1 protein-coding gene is annotated in these 229 nt (G+C 61.6%); it reads left to right on the top strand.

The features are described 5' to 3' along the window. Positions 1-30: 30 nt before the first annotated feature. Positions 31-229, top strand: a 199-nt coding sequence (locus tag ACRHOZ_RS21735; RefSeq protein WP_431130521.1) for a hypothetical protein, incomplete at its 3' end; no start/stop codon positions are given.

Genomic DNA, 229 nt, shown 5'->3' with positions numbered 1-229 from the left:
AGTTACAGCCACCACCGGTAAGGAGCGCCAATGGCGACGATCCACCCCCCGGCATACCTCCTTGACCAAGCCAAGCGTCGCTTCACGCCGTCGTTCAACAACTTTCCCGGCATGAGTCTTGTCGAACACATGCTGCTGAACACCAAATTCCCGGAGAAGAAACTCGCCGAACCGCCGCCAGGCAGCGGGCTCAAGCCGGTCGTCGGTGACGCGGGGCTGCCGATCCTTG

Source organism: Flagellimonas flava, from assembly GCF_050617915.1.
Classification (GTDB): Bacteria; Bacteroidota; Bacteroidia; order Flavobacteriales; family Flavobacteriaceae; genus Flagellimonas; species Flagellimonas flava_A.
The sequence above is the reverse complement of the archived record's forward strand: the minus strand, read 5'-3'. Positions and strand labels throughout refer to the sequence as shown.